The 6,341-nt window shown below is 50.2% G+C and carries 5 protein-coding genes; 4 read left to right on the top strand and 1 reads right to left on the bottom strand.

From position 1 onward, the window contains the following. Nucleotide 1: 1 nt before the first annotated feature. Complete coding sequence (locus tag ACTBZS_RS11570) at nucleotides 2-148, top strand: transposase (RefSeq protein ID WP_463044233.1); 147 nt, start codon at nucleotides 2-4, stop codon at nucleotides 146-148. A 220-nt stretch (nucleotides 149-368) separates the two neighbouring features. Next, nucleotides 369-1,574 carry a GGDEF domain-containing protein gene (locus ACTBZS_RS11565; protein WP_463044232.1) on the top strand — a complete coding sequence of 402 codons (1,206 nt, stop codon included), beginning with the start codon at nucleotides 369-371 and terminating at the stop codon, nucleotides 1,572-1,574. On the opposite strand, the gene ACTBZS_RS11560 is transcribed toward ACTBZS_RS11565, so the two are convergent. Then, the gene (locus ACTBZS_RS11560; RefSeq protein WP_460431045.1) at nucleotides 1,553-4,258 is read right to left on the bottom strand and encodes a response regulator; all 2,706 of its coding nucleotides are present in this window, start codon (nucleotides 4,256-4,258) and stop codon (nucleotides 1,553-1,555) included. The two genes, ACTBZS_RS11565 and ACTBZS_RS11560, sit on opposite strands and share 22 nt — an antisense overlap. Nucleotides 4,259-4,464: 206 nt before the next feature. On the opposite strand from ACTBZS_RS11560, the gene asd reads away from it, so the two are divergent. Together asd and ACTBZS_RS11550 are read left to right on the top strand one after the other, a co-directional pair. Further along, nucleotides 4,465-5,316 (top strand): archaetidylserine decarboxylase, encoded by an 852-nt coding sequence (asd, locus tag ACTBZS_RS11555; RefSeq protein WP_463044231.1) that lies wholly within the window; start codon nucleotides 4,465-4,467, stop codon nucleotides 5,314-5,316. Nucleotides 5,317-5,417: 101 nt separating this feature from the next. Continuing rightward, nucleotides 5,418-5,843: an ester cyclase gene (locus tag ACTBZS_RS11550; protein ID WP_463044230.1), complete on the top strand. Its 426-nt coding sequence runs from the start codon at nucleotides 5,418-5,420 to the stop codon at nucleotides 5,841-5,843. The last annotated feature ends 498 nt before the right edge of the window (nucleotides 5,844-6,341 follow it).

Below are 6,341 nucleotides of genomic sequence, written 5' to 3'. Positions count from 1 at the left end.
CATCCGTAAGGAATTTGGCGAAGAACTGAAGCAGTATTACTGGAACAAGCCGGTGTTCTGGAGCCGCAGCTATTGCATCATCAGTTGCGGCGGAGCGCCATTGTCAGTGATTCAACAATACATCGAGCAACAGGAAGCACCGCACTAGCCGCCCGTTGGGCGGCACGCCCCTTCACCCCCAGTCAAATCCTTTCGCCTGCGGCTCAGAAGGAAGGGATTGTGGCTGGAGCACTGGGGCGTAAGTCCGGTAGAACGTGGCTTGGGTTTGTGAGATTCAGAACTGATAGGGCTGCTGTCTGTTTAGAATCAACACTTTTTTATGTTGGCTCGCGCTATGATGCGCACTTTGCTTAAATTCGGACTGTTTAATGACAAAGTTCTGGAAAAGCATGGTGCAATATTTCACCTTGCCTGCACGGTTGGACAAGGCGTTTATCTTGTCCCTGTTGGTACCTTTTGGCCGACCGATGCACCTGCGCCGTCATGCAGCATCGGTCATTCTCGACCGTGTGCAGTTGATTGCTGCCCTTTTTGCCGTGTTAGTGCCTTTGGGTGCCGTGATTGATTTATTGGTGTTTCCGGCACCGTTAGCATGGCAGTTGGTGGGGTTGCGTTTTGCTTCGGCGTTTGCCTTTTTTCTGTTAGCAAAAAAGCGCGAGTTATCATCAAAACACCCATATCGACAGGCGATGGTCAGTTTATTGGCCTTGTTGATGATCCCCCCCTTGTTCCACTTATGCTCAGCAGACGCTTTAGCAGCGTCGAGTGTGACGCAAACACAACGATTGGTGGCCGAGCTATACGCTTATTTGCCAACGGTGGTGTTGGGTGGTTTGGCTATTTTTCCATTAACTGCGCTAGAAACTTTACTGTTATCGATTCCGGTGATTGCAACGGGTAGTGTTGGTCTGCTGTTTGCTGAACAACATCTTTCATTGCAACAACATGGCGGCACTTTATGGTTTATGTCGATGATGTTGGGGGTGGCGGTATTTTCTGGCATGAGCCAGTGTCACTATATGGCCAGTTTGGTATTAAAAGCGATGCACGATCCACTGACAGGGGCGTTTACTCGGCAATCGGGAGAAGAGGCATTAAACCTGCTGTTTCGCTTGAATGCGATGGCAGAAAAACCGTTAACCGTAGCATTTTTCGACCTCGATCGTTTTAAAAGTGTGAACGATACATGGGGACACGAAGCCGGTGACCGTTGTTTATGTGCGTTGGTGAATTCGTTGCGGCAGGGTTTACGGCGCAGTGATTTATTGGTGCGTTGGGGAGGAGAAGAATTTATTGCGCTACTGCCAGATACCCCAAGTGAAAACGTCCCCGCTTTGCTACAACGCTTGCGTGAAAAAGGGTTTGGCTTGCGTCCCGATGGACAGCCTTTAACGGCATCGATTGGTATTGCCGACAGCCACGAAGCGGGTATTGAATCGTGGAAACAGGTCATCGAGCTGGCTGACCAGCGGATGTATCAAGCGAAATCCGCCGGTCGTGATCGGGTGGTGAGTGCACAAGCCACCGTGTCGTTGACACCGGCGGCTGAGGCTCAACGCGCCGAAGGGACATGATGTTGCAGTTTTTCTGCCAATTCGGCTTGCTTGATCGGCTTCGATAGGTAGTCGTTCATCCCTGCCGCCAAGCAGTGTTCACGGTCGCTTTCCATCGCATTGGCGGTCATGGCGATAATTGGCAAGGCGGTGAGACCGTGTTGTTGTTCATAGCGGCGAATTTCGCCAGTGGCGGCAATCCCATCCATCACTGGCATCTGCATATCCATCAACACCAACTGATAGCGGTCGTGGGCGGCGGCGATCATCTCGACTGCTTGTTGGCCGTTTTCAGCCAAGCTGACTTGATGACCCCATTTTTGCAAAATCAGCGTCGCCAATTTTTGGTTGACCGGATTATCTTCCACTAACAAAACCTGTAAACCGCTGTCGGTCTCGAAGGGGATGGGGGCCGGTACTGGCGTACTTTTGACCACGGTTGTGGTATGCGTCTGGTGACTTAAGGCCCGTAGCATTGCCTGTTGTAAATCGTGATCGGTAACCGGTTTGGTGTAATGGCCTTGTAGATTGAGCTCGCGACAGCGTTCGCTATCGTTACCGAGTGGGCCCGACGACAGCATTAAAATCGGTATGGATTGGAAGGATGCTTGGGCACGAATCCATGCTGCAAGGCTAAAACCATCCATGTCCGGCATGTGTACATCAAGCAATACCAAATCGGGCATGGGGTGTTGTTGCAGCCATGTCTGTGCCAATGTAGCGTGTGCAACGGCATCGGGTTGTAGTTGCCACCGTTGCAGTTGACGCAGGAAAATCTCACGATTGACTGCATTATCATCGACGATCAACACCCGCTTGCCGCGCAGTTGGCTTAAATCATGATGGGGTGGATCGAATGCACAATGTTGCAACGGTAGACTAAAACTAAAGGTGCTGCCGACACCGATTTCACTGCTTACCTGCATCTCACCACCCATCAAGCGCACTAATTGCTGAGTGATGCTTAGCCCAAGGCCAGTACCACCATATTTGCGGGTAATTGAGTTGTCGGCTTGTGAGAAAGCTTCAAAAATTGTCGCCAATTTTTCAGCGGCAATGCCAATCCCACTGTCACACACGGCAAATTGCAGCACGCTGCTTTTGGCTTCATGGTTAAGGGTTTGCAGACGCAGCACAATTTGTCCACGTTCGGTGAATTTAATCGCATTACCCACGAGGTTAATCAAAATCTGCCGCAGGCGAACGGGATCACCTTGTACTTGATCGGGTACGTCGTCGCCGATTTCACACAAAATTTCCAGCCCTTTTTCATGGGCGCGCAACGTCAGTGGCCGTAGGGCATCAATCAGGGTTTGCCGTAGCTGGAACGGCACTTGTTCGATTTCGAGTTTACCGGCCTCGATTTTTGAAAAATCCAGAATGTCGTTCAAAATCGCCAGCAACGCTTCAGCGGAGGATTTCACAATCCCAATATACTCATCTCGTTCTGTTTCATTGCGGGTGTCTAAGGCCAATTCGCTCATACCAATAATGCCATTCATCGGCGTGCGGATTTCGTGACTCATATTGGCCAGAAAATCGCTTTTGGCGCGATTGGCGGCTTCAGCAGCATCTTTGGCCAGTTGCAAGGCTTGTTCAGTGCGTTTGCGTTCGGAAATATCCGTGCGAATACCGATATATTGATAGGGTTGTCCCGACTCATCGACAAAGGGGACGATGGTGGCGTTGACCCAATAATAACTGCCATCTTTGCGGCGGTTACAAATCTCGCCAGTCCATACTTTACCCGCCATCACGGTTTGCCACAGTTGGCTAAAAAAGATTTCCGGATGGTAGCCAGAATTGACCACACGGTGATTTTTCCCAATCAACTCCTCACGGTTATAACCACTGATATCACAGAATTTATCGTTGGCATACGTGATATTGCCTGCTCGGTCAGCCATGCTGACGATGGCGTGTTGGTCGAGGGCAAATAGCTGTTGACTGAGTTTACGTTGCGTGTCGCGCAGTTGGCGGTTGGAGTTTTCGGAGGCTAAAGCGGTTCGGTGGAGGCCGCGCAGCGTCAACCACAGCAATAAAATGGTGCTGAGAATAAGGGCTGCGCTGATATAAGCCGCATGTTGTAACCCTGTTTCGAGGGCGGAGGAAGACAGCGGTCGCCGAATTTCCACCACACCCCGCACATCACCCACTTTCCAATCTGTTTTTGGCGAGCCTGGATAGCTGTTGTGGCAAGCAACACAGTTGGCTTTCATGCGATCAGCGGTGGCATAGCGCAGGGTTTTGACACCATTGAGTATGTCCACTTTGACATAAGGTTGATCAGGTGCGCTTTCGATAGCGGTTAAGGCTTGTTGTTGAAACTGATCCAGTTTGCGGTTGGCTTGCCGCCACGGGAAAGGGTGGGCGCTGAACATCTCGACCGCAAATCCCTGTTGTTGATTGCTGAGATATTCACCGAAATCGAGGGTAAAAGTCGCGGGGAGCGGCAGGGCGTGGGGTTGGTTTTTGTAGTCGTGGGTGATGCTAAGACCGGCATCTTTGGCACGCGGCACAATCTCGGCACTATAAAAGTTGCGAAATTGTGTGACCGAGTGGGAAAAAGCAGCGGCATCACCAGTCGCATTATGCAGTTCGTGTTTGTGTAGTTGTTCTGATAAATACCATAACACCCCACCGGCACCCAAAGTGAGAAGAACGCCGAGGGCTGGGAGAAGCAATCGGTATCGTTGCTGTGACAAAATTCCTCTCCTCAAAAGCATGACCATTGTGATGGTGTGTGCCGTTTGGTTGGATTGATGGGGGGGGATTGATTGGGTTAAGGCCGAGTGTCAAAGATTGGCTGGGATTTTAACAGTTTTAACATTAAACGGTGGCGTCATAGGTGCCGGATACAACAAAAGAAACCGGTTATAATCGCCGCCTGCTTAATTGTTAGGTGTCCTCCGTGTCTGATCGACTTGCTGTTCTTCCCCAATATCTGTTACCAAAACGAGCGTTGACGGTATTTGCTGGCCGTATTGCTGCTGCCGAAGCAGGTCATCTGACAACTGCCTTGATTCGTTGGTTTGTGCAGCGTTATCAGGTGGATATGAGCGAAGCTGCCAACCCTGATATTGCCAGCTACCAGAGTTTTAACGCTTTTTTCACGCGTCCTTTAAAAGCGGGGGTGCGTCCTTTAGCCAAAGCCGATTTTATTTCGCCGGTGGATGGTGCCATTAGCCAGCTTGGGCCGATTGAACAAGACCAAATTTTTCAGGCGAAGGGGCATCATTATTCCACTAGCACGTTATTAGGTGGCGATGCGTCGTTGGCTGCACAGTTTCAACATGGCGCGTTTGCAACGCTTTACCTCAGTCCACGCGATTATCATCGGATTCACATGCCCTGTGCGGGACGTTTGCGCAGTATGACCTATATTCCGGGGGATTTATTTTCAGTCAATCCCACAACCGCGCGAGGGGTGCCCGGACTGTTTGCCCGTAATGAGCGGGTGGTGTGTGTGTTTGATGGTGAGTTTGGCCTATTTGTTTTGGTGTTGGTTGGGGCAACGATTGTGGGCAGTATGGCTACGGTGTGGCATGGCGTGGTGAATCCACCGCGTTTGGGTGAAATCAAAACTTGGCATTACCAAGGGAAAGAGGCCATTCATTTGGCGCAAGGGGCTGAGATGGGCCGCTTTTTGTTAGGCTCAACTGTGGTCATGCTATTCCCGAAACACACCTTGCAATTTAATGCCTCTTGGCAACCCACCCGCCCAATCCGGATGGGTGAGGCCATGGCAAGTCGGGTGATTTAATGGTGCGTCGCCCCTTCGGGGTGACGGCACCCTACTAGGTGGCTATCTGACTGGGCCTCGGGCAAAATGGACGCCCTGTATAAAATTTACCGACGTTCACCATGGAACTTCCCACACTTAAGACCATTGTTCATAGGTTCTATTCTGATGTATGGAATAAGCACGACAAATCAGCAATTCCCAATCTGCTTCAGCCAGACTTTACTTTCCGAGGCTCTCTCGGCCAATGTAAAACTGGACATTCCGAATTTGCCGATTACGTTGATTTTGTACATCGGGCCCTTGGTGCATACCAATGTGACATTCTTGATTTGGTGACAGAAGGTAATCAGTGCTTTGCCCGAATGCGCTTTTCAGGAAATCACCATGGCGAATTTTTTGGTTTCAAGCCAACAGGAAAAAAGATCGAATGGGCTGGTGCAGCACTCTTTACTTTTAGAGACGGGCTAGTTGCCGACTTGTGGGTTCTCGGTGATGTGCATGGGCTGTTAGAACAGCTAGAACTTGACTTCCTCCCCGCGTCCTAAAGAGCGGGGACTCCTGCTGCCAGACGGCGAAGTCCCTCCGCGAGAATGTTTTTTGCTGAGTTGGTATCGCGGTCGGCATTCGCTGCAAATCCATGCTTTTATTCGCAAACTTGCCCTATCTTTCGGACTGCTGGCGAGAATTTTCCCGTAGCACGAGCATGTTTGGATTGATGCGTTTCTTACTCACGACTCACTGCCTAATCGCATTTGTATTTGAGCTGTGTTCTAAAACACTACAACTCCTTGAGTATAGCAACAACAAACCGACTAGGCCGTTTTCAGCATCCGCGCTCTTAACCTCGGGCTGAGCCCCGAGGCTTTTCGTGCATTGGGTAAAATTTGTGTATCACTTTTTGTCTCATGACAACCGATGCCATCCCACCATGCCGTTTGAAAAACGACAAGCAGAATTCTCAAAACCTGATACTTGTTGCCTCAGTAGTCTTGAATAATGTGTTGAATTTTGCAAAGCAAAATCGAAAACCACTCAATACATTA

Source organism: Aquaspirillum sp. (assembly GCF_055136605.1).
This window is presented reverse-complemented; position numbering and strand designations above follow the sequence as displayed.